This window comes from Pedococcus sp. 5OH_020 (assembly GCF_027812955.1).
Lineage (GTDB): Bacteria > Actinomycetota > Actinomycetes > Actinomycetales > Dermatophilaceae > Pedococcus.
In genome coordinates, this window is the sequence record NZ_JAPYZV010000014.1 from 52,969 (window position 1) to 71,758 (window position 18,790).

Genomic DNA, 18,790 nt, shown 5'->3' on the forward strand with positions numbered 1-18,790 from the left:
CCTACTTTGCCCCGCATTCGCGCCGCCAAGCGGAATCCTTGGTGAAGGACTTGGCAAAGACTCCACCCGTGGACGGTCGGCTCCACCTGTCAGGCCCCCCGCTCGAGCGGACCCCGGCTCAGGGCCCTCTCGCCGCTCGACCAGGGGGACCAGGCAGCCGCGCCGTCGCTCGGGCCGGACGGAAACCGTCGGCTGGGCTCAGAGGACTGCGCCGCGCGGCGCCAGTTCGACCGCGGCCACACCCCTGCCGTAGAGCACCATGAGCCGATCTCCATGGCTCGTGCGAAGCACGCCGGAGGGATCCGCAAGGGTTTCGACGACTCGCTCGATGACCTCGTCCTGGTCACCCGCAGCCTCAAACCTGACATCGAGTTGGTCGCCGCTCACGAGGCGGACCCGCAGCACCACTTCAGCCACGCACGCACCTCAGATCCTGTCGCGCCGGCCGATCGTGTGGCCGATTGCCACTCTGCCACAACCGGAAGCGCTACGTAGCGGTAGACCGGCTTGTTGCTCATTCCTCACGCATGTGCGTCTGACCCCCGGGGTTCAGCCGTGTTGTACTCGTCGTCGGTGACCGCGTCGGGCGAGGTGCCGACCTGCCCCTGGTCGCCCGCCTCGTTGAAGGCGATGTGCGCCATGAACCGGGCGGTGGCGCCGTTCCCAGTGCTCCTCGTCAGGCTCGAAAGGACGTCTGTATGGAATGCGTCCCGCTGATGGGGGTGGTGGCGACGCTTCACGGCCGTTATCTTCCGCCCAGGGTGCACACATGGGGCGCTCAGACACTGGAGGATTTAGCTGATGATCCAAACCACTGTGCGGCGGCCCGTCACCCGGGTCGTCGCTGCCGCGACGGGAGCCGCGGCCGTTGTCGCCGTCCCGCTGGCGATGATGGTTCCGATGCAGGTCGCCGCCGCGGGTGCCCTGCCGTCCGGCCGGTACATCGTCATGACGGGGGGCGCCCCCCTTGCTACGTATGCCGGAGGTGTCCCAGGCTTCAAGGCCACCAAGCCGAAGGCGGGCGCCAAGGTCGACACCCGCAGCGCGAACGCGCGAGGCTACGCGAAGCACCTGTCCGAGGGCCACGCCAAGGCGCTCGCCTCGGTCGGGGCCTCTACGGCGCGACGGCACGACTACTCGGTGGCGTTCAACGGCTTCTCCGCCTCGCTGACCGGGGCGCAGGCTGACGCGATCGCTAAGGCGCCGGGCGTCGTCAAGGTCTGGAAGGACGAGGTCCGCAAGGCGGACACGATCAGCACCCCCGGCTTCTTGGGACTGTCGGGCACTGGCGGTGTGTGGCAGAGGCAGTTCGGCGGCGTAAGCCACGCAGGCGAAGGAGTGATCATCGCCGACCTCGACACCGGTGTCTGGGCCGAGAACCCAGCCTTTGCAACTCTTTCCAGCCCGCGCCCCGACCAGGGGACGATCAACGCCAAGTGGCACGGTCTGTGCGACGCCGGAGCCGAAGAGCCGATCACCTGCACGAACAAGATCATCGGCGCCCGCTATTACGGGGCCGACTTCGGGAACACGGTCATCCCCGAGGAGTTCGTCGGCCCCCGCGACTACAACGGCCACGGGTCGCACACCGCAAGTACGGCGGCGGGCGCCAACGGCGTGACCGCAGTGATCAATGGCGGTGTCGTCGGCCAGGCCTCGGGCATGGCCCCGGCCGCCCGGCTGGCGATCTACAAGGTCTTGTGGGAGACGGCCGACCACACCAGCGGCTCTGGGACGACCTCAGGCATCGTCGCGGCGATCGACGATGCGGTGAGCGACGGCGTCGACGTTATCAACTACTCGATCTCCGGCTCGTCGCAGTACATCGTGTCCCCCGACGAGCTGGCGTTCTTCGGCGCTGCCCAGGCAGGGGTCTTCGTCTCGGCTTCTGCCGGCAACAGCGGCGACACGGTCGGCGCAAGCAGTGTGGCCCACAACGCCCCCTGGGAGATGACCGTTGCGGCGAGCACCCACGACCGGGGCAACACCAACACGGTCACCCTCGGCAACGGTGCCGTCTACCACGGCGTGGGGGTGTCACCCGGCATCGGACCCAAGCCGCTGATCCGGTCGACCGACGCGGTCCTGGCAGGCGCCGACTCCCAGGCCGCCCGACTTTGCTTCAGTAGCGCCACCCCCGGTGGCAACGCGCTCGACCCGGCCATGGTGGCCGGCAAGATCGTCATCTGTGACCGCGGCGTCAACGCCCGGGTCGACAAGTCCCAGGCCGTGAACGAGGCCGGTGGCGTGGGCATGGTGCTGGCAAACACGAGCGCCGCTCAGTCGCTCAACGCGGACTTCCACATCATCCCTACCAGCCACGTCAACTCAGCCGACGGCGCCGCGATCAAGGCGTATGCCGCCTTGGTCGGGTCAAGTGCGACGGCGACCATCTCGGCGCGCGACACCACCCCGGTGCGAGCTCCGGAGATGGCGGGCTTCTCGTCGTTCGGTCCGGCCCTGGCGGGCGGGGGTGACCTGCTCAAGCCGGACATCACCGCTCCGGGCGTCGACGTCGTGGCAGCCGTGGCCCCTCCGGGGAACAACGGCAACAGTTTTGACGCGTACTCCGGCACCTCGATGGCTGCGCCGCACATCACGGGCATCGCCGCCCTCGTCCTGCAGGCGCACCCTGCTTGGTCGCCGATGTGGGTCAAGTCAGCGCTCATGACGACTGCGTCGCCACTCGACAACAAGGGCCTGCCCATCCAGCGTGGCGGTGCCGACGCGACGCCGCTTCACTACGGCAACGGCCACGTCACTCCCACGCCGGCGTTCGACCCGGGCCTGATCTATGACAACGGCGCGGTCGACTGGGTGCGGTACGGCTGTGGCATCGGGCAGTTCCAACTGGTCTCAGACCCCTCGTTCTGCGCGACGTACGGCTCCATCGACCCGAGCAACCTCAACTACCCGAGCATCGCGGTCGCCGGGCTGGCCGGCTCACAGACGGTGACCCGCACTGTGACGAACACCTCGCTCGACCAGGCGTCGCAGTACACCCCCACGGTCGTCGCCCCGGCCGGCTTCACCGCCAACGTCAACGTCGACAAGCTGACTGTCCCGCCCCTGCAGTCGCGCTCCTTCAGCGTCACCTTCACGCGTACCACGGCGCCACTCACCAAGTGGGCCTTCGGTTCGCTCACGTGGACGGACAAGCGTGGTCACTCGGTGCGCAGCGCGGTCGCGCTCCAGCCTGTGGCAGCGACAGTTCCGACGGAGGTGAGCGGGAGCGGTACGAGCGGGTCCACGACGGTCTCGGTCGCCCCCGGCTTCACCGGCACCCTGACAGCGACAGCCGCGGGCCTCACCCCCGCGACGGTCGGCACGGTGACCGCCTCCAAGGGCGCCGCCGGCACGGCGACGTTCACCGCACCCGCCGGCACCAAGGTCCTCCGCTTCGCCACGTATGACGCGGACTACCCGGCCAACACCGACGTCGACCTCGTCGTCAAGAAGGGGACTCTGGAAGTCGGGTCCAGCGCCGGTGCCACCGCTCAGGAAGCAGTCAACCTCTCGGGTGACGACCTCGGTGGCACCTACACGATCCAAGCGACCTACTTCGCCGGAGCCACCGCGTCGCTCGGCATCCAGGTCAACAGCTTCGCGGTGAGCGCCACACCGGTAGGCAACCTCACGGTCACTCCGGCCACCCAGGCCGTGACGATCGGCCGACCGGCACCGGCCACAGTGGCGTGGACAGGCCTGGCAGCGGGCACCCGCTATCTCGGCACCGTCGACTGGAGCGACGGCACCAACTCGGTGGGTCGCACCTTGGTGGCCATCCTGAAGTAGCCGCACCTTGGCGAGGCCCCCACCGAATCCTCGGTGGGGGCCTCCCGCGTCCAGCTATGCTCTGCGGCGAGTACGAGCTGGGCGCCGTGCCCCCTGAGTCCAGTGCTTCCCGTCCGACTGTGTCGTCCGGGCGACGCACGCCCACGAGAAAGGAAGCCGCACAGGACGAGGGCCACGGCCAAGGACAGGGAGCGGCTGAGCGGTGCTCCTCGGTGCACGAACGCCCAGACCCGGCGACGCGTGCCTGGTCTGGCTTGCGCCCGGAAGGCTGAGGTGGCGAACTAGGCAACGTTTGGACATGCGACGGTCTGGGATGAGTGGTTGAACCGTCAACTTGACACAAGCGCTCTATCGGCGCCGTCGGATCTGACGGTCGCCGCGTACCGGCCACGGCCTGACCGTGCCCGACGTGGACGCATACACCGTCGCACAGGTCCTAGGCGCGAGGCCGTGGCTGGGACGCGGGCGAACTCGAGCACTGGGCCCACACCCCGGGGATGCTGGTCCCTGTCCTGCTCGACCACGATCCGTGCCAAGCCGTCGGGTGGGCGCGTCGCGCCCTGCTGCGGCGCGAGAGCCCGTTCCTGTCGGGACCTGGACGACTCGTTCGACCCGGCCGCCCGCGATGCGTGCGCATGGATCCGGGCAACGTTCAGGGATTGGGCTCTCACCGGCAGCGCGGGTCAAGGTCCGGACCTGGGTGGGCAGGGGAGCGGTGAGCCGGGTTGGGTTGGCGAGGTGGCTCAGGGGAGGACGATCGTACGGGTGATTTGCTGGTTGGCTTCCCAGTACGTCCGCCGATTGGTGATGTTCGGGTCATCCGGTGCCGGCTGTATCGCTCCGTGGGTGTCGATCGCGCGAGAGGCCACGGTGTGGCGCCCGCTGTGGGCTTGGCCCCAGTCGTAGGTCCAGAACTTCCACGCCAAACCCTGCGACGGGCCGCCATGGGGGCCGGCCTTGACCACGTCCGCCTGGCGCCACGGGCCGCCGTCGATGGAGACCTCGACCCGCTCGATGGCTCCACCCCAGGCGACTCCGACGACCCGATACCTGCTCTCGGTCTCCTTGGCGCTGCGGGTGACCTTGGCCGGTGCCGACTTCAGTCGGTATGGGCCCACCGTCTGGAAGGTCCACGTCACCTTTCCTGCCGCGTCGGTTTGCTCCCGGAAGGTGACGTAGTCCCGTGCCATGAACCTTCCGGCGAACCGGTGGTCGATCACCTCGATGCGTGAGAGCCACTTCACGTTCGCCACGCCGTACCAGCCGGGCGCGATGAGGCGCACGGGGAAGCCGTGCTCGACGGGTAGCGGCTCGCCGTTCATCTCGTAGCAAAGGAGGTTGCCCGCCGCCATCGCGGCGTCCATGCTCATGCTGCGGGCGAACTGCTCGGTGATGGTGATGTCCCAGCGACCGGGGATGTCGGGGTCCGGTGTCCCGCCGCCCGTGGTGCCGGGGCTGAGGATGCCCGAGTTGTCGCGAACCGTCACGGTGCCGGAGTCGGTGCCCCAGAACACGACCTCCGCGGCGGACCCGAGCGGCCCCGCGCTCCTTAGGACCGGTGCCAGCGCGGCGCCGCCCCACACGGCGTTGCCCACCGCGCCGGTGAAGACGGGGAATGCGGTGTTGCCAGAGCACTCCAGGGCGAACTCCACTCGCTTGCGAGGACATGACCTCAGGTTGGCGAGCGACAGCGAGCGGGGACGGGCGACCAGCCCGTGGACGCCGAGTCGCCATGCGGTGGGGTCGATCACCGGGACGCCGTAGTGGCTGACGAAGAAGAAGTCATCAGCTGGGGTCAGGCGCGTGGCCAGTTCCTCCCAGACGAGTTGGTTGCCAACGCCCTGGCCCGGCGGGAAGGGTGGTGGCTGATCCTCCCAGAGGATCACCTCCGCGTTCGGGTCGCCAGGGTAGGTCTCGGGTGGGTCGCCCGGGGTGCGCAACCAGGGCATCGAGTCGGCGCTGTCCACACCGAGAGCCTGCGCTGCCCCCGAGATCTGCAGCACCGAGATCCCTGCGGCTGCCGAGCCGCCCGCCAGAACATCGCGGCGACTGATCGACCGTGTGACCATGATGACTCCCTTTCCAAACCCTCGACGTTCACGCCGGTTAGGCGCGGCCGCACGGTGAGCGCGACCCTGGCTGTATCTAGTTCCCTCGCTGTATCTAGTTCCCTCGACATCGTTGCGACGCCGGCGGTCCGCTCCCCGGCCACCGTTTCAAGGTAAGACCTCCGGAGATGTCTCCGGTTCCATCAGATGGCGCCCGTTCGCTTTGGGATGGGGGGCCTACGAGGCTTCGCGTGAGGACGGCCTCATAAGCTCCTGCCCTGAGGATCGTCGGGGAGCGCTCTGTGTTCGTGGCTGGCGCCCAGGGGTTTCCCGTGCGACGACTGCTCACCGCAGCAGTCTCCCCAGCTAGTGGCGACTCACCATGATCCATCGCGGCTGGAGGGCTACGCGCGGGCAGGTTGACGTCAGGCCACCGCCGGCCACGAGCCCCTTGCCAGCCTTGACGCTGATGCCGCGGAGCACAATCCGCGTCCCTTGGGCTGCCGTGCACCCTGAGGGCGGCGCTCCGGAGCTGTCCAAGGTCAGCGTGCCGTCTGGGGCCATCGTGGCCACACCGGAGTCGCGCGGACCCCGGTCGAGCCGACCCTGGTCGTCCAGCCGGTAGGTGGCGTGAGCCGCGTCGCGTGCCTCGATCGCCAGCATCATGCCCGTGCCGGGCATGAGCCAGACGCCGGCGACCTGGCCGATGCGTCGAGCCGGGCCGGCCCCAGCCATGGAGGGCATCGCGATGGCCATCCCTGCTGGGGATGCCGGCGACAGCCGGACCAGCGAGATCCCCGGGCCCGTGTTCCTGCAATGGTCGTTGACCGACGCGGTGAGCGTGCCCTGGGTGTACCCGGTGAGGTGATAGGAGAAGTTGCAACCGGTGGCGTCACGCGCACCAAGGCTTCGAGCGCTCAGGCTGTACTGGAATGGGACGTCCGGCGTGTTGGCGCTGTCGGTGTAGCCACCGGACCCGTCCGCGTTGAAGGTCCACTTGACAGGCTCCGGGGAGAGCCAGTCAGCGTGCATCAGCCACGCGCCGACCATCTCGCCGGCCGAGATCACGGACGTCCGGGAGGTGGTCGGTGGCCCCGCAGGCTCCGGGCGGCCGCGATCCCGGTCGCCCAAGGCGCGGAAACCCGCCGCGCCCCCGACGATGAGCAGGACGGCCGCGGCGCAGGCGGCGACGAGGCGCTCGCCGCGCCTGCGGCGAGCGGCCCGCACGTACTTGCGCTCGAGCGCCGCGAAGGCCCGGTCCACGTCCCCTTGCGTGACCGGGACGTCGTCCGCCATGAGCGCCAGCGCCCGCTCGATGTCATGCTCGTGCACGGTCATCGGCCCTCTCCCATCACAACTTGAAGGGCAGCACGCGCCCGGTGGGTGTGCTGCTTCACGCTTCCTACGCTCATGGAAAGCTCCGCAGCAGTCTCGGCCTCGCTCATTCCCAGCAGGAACCGGCAGACGAGCACCCCTCGCTGGCGAGCCGGCAGACCGCGGATGGCCAGACCCAGACGGTGGACCTCATCCAGGCTGATGGCAGTGTCCTCTGAGCTGACGACCGCCTCTGGTGCGCCGAGGTAGGCGATTGCCTTGCGGCCCCGGATCAGTCGACGCTGCCGCGACCGACACTGGTTGAAGACCGCCGATCGGACATAGGCCAGGACGGCGCCATGGTCCCTCAGCTTGTCCCAGTTGAGGTGGAGGGACACGAAGGCCTCCTGCACGGCGTCCTCGGCCGCTTCCCGCTCGCCGAGCAGGCAATAGGCCAGGCGGACCATGCTGGCGAAGTGCTCGCGGAAGAGGAGCTCGATGACATCGTCCCGGGACCGGTGGGTCGCAAGAGGCAGTACCACCGCTGACTCTTGTCCACCGCTCACGTCGGCCTCCTCGCAACAGTCTCCCGTGTAAGAGTCGCCGCTGAAGCCCGGAGGTTGACACTGGTCAGCACTTCTTACTGCCCCCGCCCTGGCGTCAACCTTTGACTCTCACGGGCGACTACTGCACATGACTCCAATCACGTTGCGACACAGTCACATCCGTCGTTCGTCGTTGCACGCCCCGGTGCTCGCGGCCGCCATCATCTTCGCCCTCGGGTCCCCCTCGCCCGCGATGGCCCGGCAAGACCCCGGCCCACGCCTGCCGACGGCGACGCGCACCGCCTGTCCGGTGGAACGCATCGGCAGCCAGATCGTGCGCTGCGACGACCTGTCAGGCAATGGCGTCGCCGCACCCCTCTGGCTTCCGCAACAGCACTGATCGGAGACGGCATGCCCACACTGATCGCCACCCACGAAGTCGACGAAGTCGCCCACTGGCTCGCCTCGTCCAACCGCGCGGAGGTCTTCGCCTCGGTCGCGACCGACCTTCGTACCTTCGTCGACCGACCAGGCCCAACCAGGTCGGGCCGAGTGCGGACGTCGCTGACGTGGTCGCCTTCCACGCCATGCTGGAGAGCGACGCCGGCGCGGCGGCAATGAAGTACGACGGCGTGCGCCCGGAAACCATCGCTGTCTACATCGCGAGCTGACCGGCGGGCCGTCCTAGGGCAGGCTGGAGATCCCTCGTCTCATGAGCCTTACAGCGACATAAGGCTGCTGTCTTATCGGCGCGGAACCTATCGGCGCAGGGCATACGATGTGGCGACGAGGGCGCCGCCAAGGGCGGTGGTCGTACCCGTGAGGTCACCATGTAGTGCCACCGGTGACGGACGCTTTGCTCCCAGCATTCAGCTGACGGAGCAATTGGCTTTTCTCAGGACGACCAAATTGTCAATTGCGGGCACGTTGCCGATCGCGAGGCCTCACAGTGAGTCGTGCTGCCCCGGTGGCGTGAGGTGATGAGCGGTCAGCCCGGGATCAGGGCGACCTTGATGGAGGATGAGCCGTCGCCCACGAGGTCAAGGCCCCTCTGGAAGTCCGCCAGCGGGAGCTGGTGAGTCACGATGTCAGCCATCGGGAGGCGGCCGGACTCAATCAGTCGGGCGGCAGACGGCCAGCAGTGCGGCCCCAGGTGGGCGCCGAGGACGTCCAGCTCCTTGTCGTCGCTGATGATCGTCCAGTCCACCGTGACGTCCGAGCCGAAAACGCTATATTCCACGAAGCGGCCGAGCTTGCGCAGCAGATTGAGGCCCTGGATGACCGCGCTCGGGTGGCCACTCGCTTCCAGGTAGACATCGGCTCCTAGGCCCCCTGTTAGTTCCCGGACTGCGGTGACAGCATCCTCGCGACCGATGTTGAAGGTGTGGGTCGCCCCGCACCGACGGGCGAGGTCGAGCTTGTGGTCGACCGAGTCGAGAGCGATCACCATCGCAGCTGACTTCGCGGCGGCCCCGGCGACCATTCCGAGTCCGATCGGTCCGCAGCCCGCGACGACGACGACGTCTTCGAAGGTGATACAACCCCGCTCGACAGCGTGGAGGGCGCAACTTAGAGGCTCGACGAACGCCGCATGTGCCGCATCGAGGTCACTCGAGATCTTGTGCACGAGAGCATCGGCCGGGAAGACCATGAACTCGGCCATGGCGCCAGGCGTGCGCCGCTTGAACCCATAGATGTCGTGAGGGCCGCACATCCAGTAGAGGCCGCGCTTGCAGTAGTGGCAGTTCCAGCACGGCACGATCTGCTCGGACGTGACGCGATCGCCGACGCCGACGTCCCAGCGGGCGGCCGCGACGTCGTCGATCTCGACGACACGGCCGACGAACTCGTGGCCAGGGATGACTTCCGTCTCAGCCCAGGCCGGTCTGGACTCGTCACCCCAAAACTTTGCGGCACCGTGGTAGCACTTCAGGTCACTCGCGCAGATGCCGACTGCCTCGACCTGCACCAAGGCCTCGCCGGCGCCGACGATTGGCACGGGCACGGTTTCAAGGGCGTATTTCTCCGGACCGTGGCTGACCACTGCCTGCATCATTCCCACAGCGACTCCTTCGTCGATTGTGTCGGCCTCGAAGATGAAGTCCTGCGAGGTGGTGTTAACGCGTTCCACGTGATGCCCCTGTGGTGTTGTGAACTATGCCGTGCGGATCGCTGCGGTGTCGATCACCTCGTGTGGGGTGCTGGCCGCGGTGATGGCGGTCCGGGCTGGCGGGGTCAGCTGTGCCATGGACGCCGGCACCGCGGATGTTCACGTCGAAGTCGGCCAGCAACCCCTCGGTGTTGCCGACCGGGTCGGCGTCATGGTCATGCCGAAACAGCAGATGGGCCCCCCTGCCGGTCTTGCTGACCCTGGTCGACGACACCTCAAGGCCCAAAGGACCCGCATACGCGGCGAGGTTCCGCACCCCGTCCTCGTCCACAACCAGCAGACCGGAGGGCCTGCACGCGATGCCGATGTTGCAAGGGCCGTTGGCGAACATGCGTCCCCGGTTCAGCTCACCATCGTCGCATCTGCCGCGGGCAAGAGCACCACGCCCACGAGCAGCACAACCGCCACGTCCTCCACCTCGCCGTCGGTGGCCGTCGAAGGGGCGTCGCCTGCGGCCGCCCACACAGGCCACCATCAGCCCTGGCCCTGGTGGGGCATCCTGGCGCTCCTGCTGATCGTCGTCCTAGCGGCGGGAGCCGCAACACGCCTGCGAGGACGCCGCAAGGAGCAACCGTGACCCGACCCCCTACCCGGGCAGCCGCCATCCTGGCCATAGCCCTGACGGTGGCAGGGTGCTCGACCGGCACCATCTCCGCAGGCACCTCCACGACCCCGAGCGGGAGCCCCACCTCCGCACCGTCCTCGACGTCGCCTGCCGTGACGGTGATCCGGGTCAGCATTAAGCCTCGATCCACCGATGATCTCGGGGGTGTGAGCGTGCCGTAACGATGAGATGCCCTGCCGTGCTGGGAGATTGGGACTTGCGACGGTCCGATCACACCAACCCGGAAGGGCATCTCTGAGGTGAAACTCTCTCACACCCGCGCAGCGACGGTCGCGGTGTTCGATGATCCGAACCTGGTGTCGTCGGCTGGGCTGGTCCCGGTGCTTGCCCTGGCCGACGCCGCTGGGCTGCGGGACCTGGCCGATGAGCACCTGAGCGTCCCGACGGACAAGGGCGCGAACGCCGGGTTGAAGGTGGCCTCGCTGGTCGCCGGGATGCTCGCCGGCGCTGACAGCATCGACGACCTGGCCCTGCTGCGCCACGGCGGGATGGGTCGGGTGTTCACGAACGCCTACGCGCCCTCGACGCTGGGCTCGTTCCTGCGCGCGTTCAGCTTCGGCCACGTCCGCCAGCTCGACGCGGTCGCGTCCCGGTTCCTGACCGCACTGGCCGTCCAAGCCCCGCAGGTCGTCGGCGACGGTACGGGTGGGCGGGTGCTGGTCGATATCGACGACACGATCATCGAGGTCCACGGGTACGCCAAGCAGGGCGCCGGGTTCGGCTACTTCGGGGTGCGGGGCCTGAACGCGCTACTCGCCACGGTCAGCATGACCGGCAGCGCCGGTGATCGTGGCCCAGCGGCTGCGCAAGGGATCGTGTGGCTCCCCACGCGGGGCTAAACGGCTGGTCGCCGACGCGCTGAAGACTCTCGGCAACCTGCCCACCCGCTCAGGCGTGAAGCCGCTGCTGCGCGCCGACTCCGCGTTCTACGGCGCCGCGACCGTCGGTGCTGCGGTCCGCGTCGGCGCCGACGTGTCGGTCACCGTGCGCCTGGACCCCAGGGTCAAGAAGGCGATCGCTGCCATCAGCGACGACGCGTGGACGCCCATCGAGTACCCCGACGCGGTCTTCGACGAACAGACCGGCACGTGGGTCTCGCGGGCCGAGGTCGCCGAGATTCCCTTCACCGCCTTCAGCTCCAAGAAGGCCAGCGAGCAGGTGCACGGACGGCTCGTGGTGCGCCGCATCCCGGACCTGAACCCGCGCCGCAGGCATGGTCAGGACGCGCTGTTCGACACCTGGCGGTTCCACGCCTTCTTCACCACCACCGACCCCGACGACCTGGACACCGTGGCCGCGGACAAGACCCACCGCGGCCACGCCATCATCGAACAGGTCCACGCCGACCTGAAGAACTCCGCCCTGGCCCACCTGCCGTCCGGGAAGTTCACCGCCAACGCCGCCTGGCTCGTCCTGGCCGTGATCGCGTTCAACCTCACCCGCGCCGCCGCCGCGCTTACCGGCACCGACCTGGCCAAGGCGACCACCGCCACCGTCCGGCGCAAGCTGATCGCGATCCCGGCCCGCGTGGCGTCCTCCGCCCGACGAATCGTCCTGCACCTGCCCCAGGACTGGCCGTGGCAAGCCGCCTGGACCCAGCTGTTCACCCACGGCAGCGGGCCACCCACCGCGCTCACCGCGACCTGACCACCCAGCCGAAACGGCGCGACCGCAGACCCACGTGGAACAACCTGACAGCCAGGGCCAGGAACCCACCCATGCCCTCAGACCCCAGCTCCCACTCTCAGCCCAGCAGCACCGACGACGCAGGGTCCGTCGGTGGATCCAGGTTAAGGGCAAGACCGTGACCCCCGCCCGGGCGACGTCCGCGTGGCGCTTGGCCGCACGGTGCGGCTCATCGTCACCAGCGACCACGACGACGAGCTCCACGCCCACGGGTTCGAGGTCGAGAAGGAGCTGAAAGCCGGACAGCTCCTCACGATGGACCTCGCGGCCACCGAGGCCGGCACCTACGAAATCGAAACGCATCACCCCCCGCTCACGCTGATGCGTATAGTCGTGCGCTGCCACTGTCGCGGCTCAACTGTATGCCAGCGCCTGCTCGGGCAGGGTCTTGGTGCACGCGGACGCGCGTTGCCTCTATGACTACGCCTGCGGACGCGTTGGAGGCGGCGCACGTCGAGGCCTTGTCCGCGATTGGCCCGGCCCAGCGTGAGATTGTTCTGCGCACGGTCCAAACTCAGCTGGTCGCCGGAGCCGATCCTGGACCCGACGACCTCGGGCCGCTGGCACACCTGGTGACCCTGGGCGAGCACCGAAGTCCGGGGGTGCTGACCGGGTCCGTCCCCGAGCCGGCGCTACGGACGCGGGTCGGGTGGAGCGGTTGAGGCGGGCCGGTGCGCGCCCCGCACGGCGTGCACCGGCGTACTTGCACCGGAGCGACTTTCCAAAGGCGGGAAACGAAGCCGTCGATCACCTACTTTCGGCTACGGTAGCCGTTCAGGGTGGCCTTCGAGGAGCGATGCGTGGGCGTACACGGCAATCAGTCGACCGAGGCCAGCGGCGCTCCGCCGCCCGCAGCGCTCGCCGGCGCTCTCGTCTGTGCAGGCGTAGCGCTGTTGCTCACCCTGGCGACTGGGCTCATCACCTTCGGGCTCTCCCAGAGTTATGGCTTCGGGCCAGCCTGGGACTTGTCCGCATTCATGATGACAGGCGCTGCCGCGTCATTGGCTGGGACGGCACTGCTGGGCGCAATCCGTCTTGCGAGACTTCAGTTGCGAGCGCTGCCCGTCATGGTGGCGGGGGTGGCGTTCGTATTCGCCGTGGGTACGTGGCTGGAGTAGCCGGCAACAGTCTGAAGCACTAGTGCGCTGAGTAACTCAGGCAACTCGACGTCGGACCCATACACCTGCTCACCTCCCACACCAGAGCCGCGCGGCTCAGACCACCTCCGGTGGCTTGGGTCCGCCCGTCCACGAGCTCTTGTGTCCCCGGGGGAACACCCAACGGAACAGACTCAGCCCCGGTCGCTTGCACCAGCAGTCCTCCGCGCAGCCACAGGCCATCAGCCCCATCCGCTCCCGCACCAAGCCGACGACCGCGGCGCTCACGTAGAGCACCGCCAACCAGCCGAGGAGCCGCTTCATGACAAAACCTCCACAAGTTGTTCCACGGTTGGCGAGCCAGCCAGCCCGTCAGGAGTCATGGACACTCGGCAGGCCCAGGCCGGCTGCTCGGCACCTGTTGCGAACGGATCCTTCCCGTCGACCATGATCGTCGGCGAGCCCATGAACCCCAAGCGCTCGGCCTGCTCAGACGCCTCCACCACGACGTGACGCACGGACTCACCGCCACGCGGGCGTTGAGCCAAACGGGATTCGCGATTTGGCGCGCCTTGCCTCGACCGAGCACTAGGAATGGCTTCCTCGGCCCTCCCCAGGGCGAGCGCCACCGGTCCGCGCAACTCTGCGGGCAGTTCGCTCATGCTTCATCATCCACGCCGCGCGAGCCGAACGAGCGCCCCAAAGAGGAGCACGCGGCTCCTGGCCACCGGCCGACTCGGCCACGACTACGAACGAGACACCGGCAACTCGCGCGTCCCGCAAGACCTCATCCAGCGTCGACCGATAAATCTCTGTCGCTTGGCGGTCCTGGCTCTGTCTCTATAACGAGCGGTTCTGAGACGCCCCGCCACCCCACCGCTGGCGGGGCGTCCTGCTGGAGGCCCTGCAGACCGATGCCCTGCGAGGCGCAGGCTGCGCCCGCATCTACGTCGACAAGGCGTCGGGCAGGCTCGAGCAGCGCCCGGCACTTGATGCTCTCCTGGCACACATGCGGCCGCGGGACACCGTCGTCGTGTGGCGGGTGGACCGGCTGGGGCGAAGCCTGCGGCACCTCATCGACACCGTGCAAGTGCTGGAGGTTCAAGGCGTCGCCCTGCGCAGCCTCACCGAGAACATGGACACCTTCACTCCGGGCGGGCGGCTGATCTTCCATGTCTTTGGCGCCCTCGCGGAGTTCGAGCGCGACCTGATGCGGGAGCGGACCACCGCCGGCCTGGCCGCCGCCAGGGACCGAGGCCGGACCGGGGTCGCCCTACGGTTTGGACCACCGAGAAGCTGGCGGCCGCACGGACCATGTACGAGAGCGGTCAGCACGACGCGGCGACGATCACTCGAGTGGTTGGGGTCGGCCGCGCCTCCCTCTACAGAGCCCTCAGCAAGCCGACAACGTCGAGCAGCCCCTTCCCCTCGCGGACAGGCCGCAGGGGTATAGGGGGCTTGCGCTTCCGCGAGACCGCTAGCTCGTCAGGCAGTCTCGGAGCGCGCCTTGCCTTCCGCTGCACAAGCTCCCGAACTTGACCATGCCGCTTGGGCGGGTGCTCGGCCGGCGGGACCCCCCGCGAGCGAGGACTAGCCCTGCCCCGACCCCTCACGGACGAGTGCCGGGCAGGTCGTGAGCTCCGATCTGGGGCGGTGGCGGGCCTCAAAGACGCGGCGGAAGATTGTGCCGCATCCCACGCGCCTCGGAGCGTTGTGCACTAGCGTCGTTCCATGAGCGAGTAGGGCGTCGCTTGGGTCAATGCCGCGGGCCAGGAGATGGGCTCCACTAACGGCGCCTCAAGCGTCGACGATGCAGTGCGTTAGGGGCGAGCCGGGCTCTCGGCGATCTACCCCCACGCGGGATCGAGCAGTTGTGTATGAGGGCCGCTCGCTCGCTGAGGGACCCTCCAGCGCATCGTCCATCGCACCCCGCGGGGGTCGTGAGCGGTGTGTGAAGGGTCCTCCCAGATTGCCATCGTGGAGGCCGAATCATCTGCCACCCGGACCCCTTGAGCCATGGAGGCTTTGGAATCCTTCGTGGCTCTGGCGCTAGAGGACGAAGGATTCGTCGTCTCCGAAGTTGTCAAGTTTCCCGTAACGCGCCCCACGGCCAAGGTCGAGTATATCGAGACCTAGACACATGGCTTCGAGGTCGACTTGGTCGAAGCCAGACAAGATCTCCTCGTGCTGGCCAGCGTTAAGTCATTCTTCGGCTCACGAGGAGTGGTCGCGGAGCATGTCATGGGAACAGTTGCCGACCCTCGCGGCAATCGCGGGTACGCGATGCTCAACAACACCGATGTCCGCAGCCAGATCCTCGAGGGCGCGAGCAAGCGATTTGGTTACGACGAAGGCCGAATCCAGTCTCCCTTGTAAGTGGGCCGGTTCGCCGGCGCTCGGGGGGTTAACAACGAGGACCGAATTCGCTCTTGGTGCGCAGCGCAGACCGTCGGGGCTGGACCGATCACCGTCCATGCGCTGCAAGAGGTGGCTCGCGCGGCTCGCAGGGCGGCCAGCCGCAAGACCTACAGGAACGACCCCGCATTAGTCGCGATCAAGGTCCTGGACGCGGCAGAGATGCTAACGCCTCTTCCCCCTCCCTAGCCGTCGCCGCTCCCACACAGTGGCCTGGATCCGCCTGACCAACCTCTCGGGGCTGGGCGGCCGGGCCTTCGCCACCCACCGTCGATGGCACCATCCTGGTCAACATCAGCAACGCCTACGACGCCCCCATCAGCGCTGTCCACCCGGACTGCTCAAGCATCCGCAGATCGTCGTTCGCGTGTCGATCCCTACATCTGGGTCGTAGTCGGCCGCCCCCAAGACGTGTTGGATGGACGTTGTCGCGCGCGCGGTCACATCCGCACAGTGGTCCCGAGCCACATCTACGACTTGTGCCGGAAGTGCATGGCGCTGGCGTGGAGGACCGTCGGTTACTGGCGCCAAGTCCCCGCACGCCGCACAAAGGAGGGTCATATGTACGCCACCATGATGGTCCGAACCACTCTGGCTGCAGTGTGCAGTGGCCTGGTGCTCGTGGCTGTGCCGACGGCAGGGTACGCCGACATGATCTCCCTTCCCTAGGGTGAGTTGTGTCGTTAACGTACCAACTTGCCCAACTCAAGCAGCAGATCAACAGCATCGGCAACGACGCGAAGACAACCGCTCAGCGTCTGGGCCGTTTTAGGGGTAGGTTCTCACAGTCCCTCAGCATCGCTTCTCGGCAAAGGTGGTTGCTGATTCTTGCCGTCTTTTTGCTGGCGGTCCTGGTCCGGCTAGCGCCGCTTCTCTGGACCTCTGCCCTGGCAGACGAGAGCGAGATGTATGACGATGGCGTTTATTTCGCTGCGGCACAGCATCTTGTAGCCGGCCAGCTACCATATCGTGACTTCGTCCTGGTTCACCCGCCCGGGATAGCAGTGGCGATGGCTCCACTTGCAGCTCTGGGCCACTTCATTGGTGACGGCAATGCTTTCGCAGCTGCCCGGCTCCTCCTTATAGCTGTCGGAGCCGTGAACGCGGCCCTTGTGACGTGGATTGCCGGACGGCAAAGAGCCGTTGCGGGCGCGGTTGGCGGATTACTGTACGCCGTTTGGTGGCCGGCCGCCAGCGCCGAGACCACAGTGTTTCTTGAGCCAATCCTGAACCTGCTGCTTCTCCTAGCAGCCGGGCTTCTGACGGGAAAGGACCCCTCGCCAAGACGGATCACCGTTGCCGGACTACTGATGGGTGCCTCAGTAAGCTTCAAGCTATGGCCAGCCCCTGTGCTAGTCGTACTTGTTGTCTGGCTATTCCGGACGTACGGGTTCCGAGAGGCACGCCGGTTTGCAGTCGGCTGTGCTTTGTCCCTTGTGGCGGTGCTCGGCCCCTTCTTTATGATCGCGCCTCGCCAGATGTGGAGCATGGTCATACTAGATCAGGTATCCAGGAACAACGTCCCGTCTGCCGAACAATCAATCGTCGATCGGTTGCTCCCGTTCGCCGGGGCGTCGTCCCACCTGGATAATGTGGTGCCGGCGGGAGTGGTCTTTCTGGTCATCGCGGCGGCTCTCGTGAGCATCGTCCTACTTGTACGGACCTTGCCCTGGGGCTTGCTCTGGTTTAGCGTCTTGTGTATCCAACTCGTCGAGCTGCTTTTGGCCTCCAACTACTACGGCACACACTATCCGGCCTTCGCGGCCGCAAGCTTCGCGGTCCTCTGCGGATTCGCCGCGGGGCATGGGCTGCAGTTGCTCCACAATGGCATGCAGTTGCGCTTTGCAAGCGCACTGACTATTACGGTTCTTCTGCTGTTTCTTGCTTCCAGCATTGCTATTGGTGCGCACAGAGGCCAGGAGGGCGCCGTGGATAATTCCGCACTGCGTTCGTTCGCTCATGGACACCGATGTGTATTTACGTCATCCACGGTCGCAATCATCGCGGACGAGGAAAGCCGGAACATAGATCACCGCTGCCGCTATCAGGTCGACTTGTTCGGACTCTTTCTCGAGGAGCATCGCGTAGGGGGCGGAGAGGGGAAGACGGTCTCAAAGCTGACTGCCCCTGCGTGGCAACGCCACGTCCAAGAGGAGCTTGTTCGGAGTGACGCGGTGATCCTGAATTTGAAGTACCAAGACTGGGAAACTTGGACTCCAGCGACCCGCAGCGCGTTCTTGAGCCGCTTCAAGAGCGCCGGCCAAATCGGCTTGCTGCAGTTATGGGCGGTGAACAGATCCTGAGGATCCCCGTCTTTAATTGCAAAGCTGGGCAGGCAGCAGCTTTGATGACCGTAAGGGCTTAATTGCCGAATGATCCTTACTGCGTCATAAGTCGTCTTATCGGTGCGCTTAAGTGCCTCCCGGGTTGCTCTGCGACGCTCGCAACCCCTTCGTCGATGACACCGGCGCGGCCAGCATGGCGTCTCCTCCCGAGCGCCCTGGCTGAGGCGCGGTCGTCACTCGCCGCCGACGAGACGCAGCTCGCGCCGATCATCACCGTAGCGTGCAGCTGCCGCAGCGAGGAGTGGCCTGAAGAACTGGTCCCGGTCCTGGGACGAGCAGCACTCGAACGGGACTACACCAGACGAACGAAGTGGCCCAGTACAGATGACCCTTCGTCGCGCTGGTGGCGAAGGCCCACAATGGTTGGGGCCACTTGACATAGCCGGCGATCCTGAGCTTTGGGGGAAACCATGGCCATCGGCCGGCACAGAATCGCATACGCCATGGCACCCACAACGCGCGCCTTCATCGCCGCAGGAACATCCCAGTCGCAGGGCCCGCTTCGTAGCCGCGACCGCGGTCACGGGGCTTGTTCATGCTCCTGCTGGGCATTCCGCGACAGCGGCAGGTTCAGGGGGCTCTGTCGTCGCATGTGGGTGGCAACGACGGCTTAGGTCGGACCCCTTCGCGTGAGCGTCCCGCCCAGTGGTGGACTTTGGGAGTGATCGGCGGAGCTCCGGAACTGTAGGGGCCATCGGCGGGATCTTCGGTGTGTACGGCCAAGTACTCATCCGAAGGAGTCCCACCGAT

General features: G+C 67.0%; 17 protein-coding genes and 2 pseudogenes. 10 read left to right on the forward strand and 9 right to left on the reverse strand.

Translation table 11 applies throughout. The features are described 5' to 3' along the window. Positions 1-198 precede the first annotated feature (198 nt). Positions 199-417, reverse strand: a complete 219-nt coding sequence (locus PHA84_RS19425; RefSeq protein ID WP_270889797.1) for a hypothetical protein — start codon at positions 415-417, stop codon at positions 199-201. Between the two features lie 104 nt (positions 418-521). Continuing rightward, positions 522-740 (reverse strand): hypothetical protein, encoded by a 219-nt coding sequence (locus PHA84_RS19430; RefSeq protein ID WP_270889798.1) that lies wholly within the window; start codon positions 738-740, stop codon positions 522-524. A gap of 61 nt (positions 741-801) precedes the next feature. Between PHA84_RS19430 and PHA84_RS19435 the strand changes: the two genes are divergently transcribed. Continuing rightward, on the forward strand, positions 802-3,795 hold the full coding sequence (locus PHA84_RS19435; protein ID WP_270889799.1) for a S8 family serine peptidase: 2,994 nt from the start codon (positions 802-804) through the stop codon (positions 3,793-3,795). Positions 3,796-4,538: 743 nt separating this feature from the next. Here the strand turns inward: PHA84_RS19435 and PHA84_RS19440 are convergent. The 3 genes from PHA84_RS19440 to PHA84_RS19450 all read right to left on the reverse strand — a co-directional run bounded on the left by PHA84_RS19440 (position 4,539) and on the right by PHA84_RS19450 (position 7,723). Beyond that, a complete protein-coding gene (locus PHA84_RS19440) occupies positions 4,539-5,864 on the reverse strand; it encodes a molybdopterin-dependent oxidoreductase (protein ID WP_270889800.1) in 1,326 nt (441 codons plus the stop codon). 345 nt (positions 5,865-6,209) lie between these two features. Continuing rightward, positions 6,210-7,181, reverse strand: coding sequence for a hypothetical protein (locus PHA84_RS19445; protein WP_270889801.1), 972 nt, complete (start codon positions 7,179-7,181; stop codon positions 6,210-6,212). Further along, entirely contained in the window at positions 7,178-7,723 is a 546-nt protein-coding gene (locus PHA84_RS19450) for a SigE family RNA polymerase sigma factor (protein WP_270889802.1), read from the reverse strand. Before PHA84_RS19450 ends, PHA84_RS19445 begins: the two co-directional genes overlap by 4 nt. A gap of 127 nt (positions 7,724-7,850) precedes the next feature. On the opposite strand from PHA84_RS19450, the gene PHA84_RS19455 reads away from it, so the two are divergent. Then, positions 7,851-8,102 (forward strand): hypothetical protein, encoded by a 252-nt coding sequence (locus PHA84_RS19455; protein ID WP_270889803.1) that lies wholly within the window; start codon positions 7,851-7,853, stop codon positions 8,100-8,102. Positions 8,103-8,690: 588 nt separating this feature from the next. On the opposite strand, the gene PHA84_RS19460 is transcribed toward PHA84_RS19455, so the two are convergent. Together PHA84_RS19460 and PHA84_RS20895 are read right to left on the reverse strand one after the other, a co-directional pair. Then, a complete protein-coding gene (locus PHA84_RS19460; protein ID WP_270889816.1) occupies positions 8,691-9,758 on the reverse strand; it encodes a zinc-binding dehydrogenase in 1,068 nt (355 codons plus the stop codon). Between the two features lie 61 nt (positions 9,759-9,819). Beyond that, positions 9,820-10,347, reverse strand: coding sequence for a bifunctional DNA primase/polymerase (locus PHA84_RS20895; protein WP_442952946.1), 528 nt, complete (start codon positions 10,345-10,347; stop codon positions 9,820-9,822). A 98-nt stretch (positions 10,348-10,445) separates the two neighbouring features. Here PHA84_RS20895 and PHA84_RS19470 point away from each other — a divergent pair, with 98 nt between their 5' ends. The 5 genes and pseudogenes from PHA84_RS19470 (at position 10,446) to PHA84_RS19490 (ending at position 13,301) form a co-directional block, all read left to right on the forward strand. Beyond that, positions 10,446-10,658 carry a hypothetical protein gene (locus PHA84_RS19470; RefSeq protein ID WP_270889805.1) on the forward strand — a complete coding sequence of 71 codons (213 nt, stop codon included), beginning with the start codon at positions 10,446-10,448 and terminating at the stop codon, positions 10,656-10,658. A 78-nt stretch (positions 10,659-10,736) separates the two neighbouring features. After that, positions 10,737-12,144, forward strand: a pseudogene (locus PHA84_RS19475) (IS1380 family transposase). Between the two features lie 183 nt (positions 12,145-12,327). Next, a complete protein-coding gene (locus PHA84_RS19480; RefSeq protein WP_270889806.1) occupies positions 12,328-12,603 on the forward strand; it encodes a hypothetical protein in 276 nt (91 codons plus the stop codon). Further along, on the forward strand, positions 12,600-12,845 hold the full coding sequence (locus PHA84_RS19485; RefSeq protein WP_270889807.1) for a hypothetical protein: 246 nt from the start codon (positions 12,600-12,602) through the stop codon (positions 12,843-12,845). Before PHA84_RS19480 ends, PHA84_RS19485 begins: the two co-directional genes overlap by 4 nt. Before the next feature lie 138 nt (positions 12,846-12,983). Next, entirely contained in the window at positions 12,984-13,301 is a 318-nt protein-coding gene (locus tag PHA84_RS19490) for a hypothetical protein (RefSeq protein ID WP_270889808.1), read from the forward strand. Positions 13,302-13,397: 96 nt separating this feature from the next. Here the strand turns inward: PHA84_RS19490 and PHA84_RS19495 are convergent, their stop codons facing one another. Next, a complete protein-coding gene (locus PHA84_RS19495) occupies positions 13,398-13,604 on the reverse strand; it encodes a hypothetical protein (protein ID WP_270889809.1) in 207 nt (68 codons plus the stop codon). Beyond that, positions 13,601-13,942, reverse strand: coding sequence for a thioredoxin family protein (locus tag PHA84_RS19500; protein WP_270889810.1), 342 nt, complete (start codon positions 13,940-13,942; stop codon positions 13,601-13,603). Before PHA84_RS19500 ends, PHA84_RS19495 begins: the two co-directional genes overlap by 4 nt. Before the next feature lie 281 nt (positions 13,943-14,223). On the opposite strand from PHA84_RS19500, the pseudogene PHA84_RS19505 reads away from it, so the two are divergent. The 3 genes and pseudogenes from PHA84_RS19505 to PHA84_RS19515 all read left to right on the forward strand — a co-directional run. Next, positions 14,224-14,481 (forward strand): annotated as a pseudogene (locus PHA84_RS19505) (recombinase family protein); the annotation flags it as partial. A gap of 113 nt (positions 14,482-14,594) precedes the next feature. Continuing rightward, complete coding sequence (locus PHA84_RS19510) at positions 14,595-14,819, forward strand: hypothetical protein (protein WP_270889811.1); 225 nt, start codon at positions 14,595-14,597, stop codon at positions 14,817-14,819. Positions 14,820-16,372: 1,553 nt separating this feature from the next. Next, on the forward strand, positions 16,373-17,998 hold the full coding sequence (locus PHA84_RS19515; protein WP_270889812.1) for a glycosyltransferase 87 family protein: 1,626 nt from the start codon (positions 16,373-16,375) through the stop codon (positions 17,996-17,998). The last annotated feature ends 792 nt before the right edge of the window (positions 17,999-18,790 follow it).